Source organism: Clostridium sp. AF36-4 (assembly GCF_003435975.1).
Lineage (GTDB): Bacteria > Bacillota > Clostridia > Lachnospirales > Lachnospiraceae > Eubacterium_F.
Genome location: NZ_QTVH01000056.1, coordinates 1 through 215 on the forward strand (window position 1 = coordinate 1; position 215 = coordinate 215).

Genomic DNA, 215 nt, shown 5'->3' on the forward strand with positions numbered 1-215 from the left:
CGATAATAAGCGGGAAGACAATCTCCGGGAAAAACTTGCCGAAGAACGCAAGGCAAAAGCCGATGGGCAGATAATATCATGATTGAACGCTGGTTCCGCAGCTTCAAATATGAGGAAGCATATCTCACGGAGTATGCTAATCTCAAGGAAGCAAGAGAAGCCATCGGAAGGTATATCTACACCTATAACTTTGAAAGATGCCATCAGTCCATTGG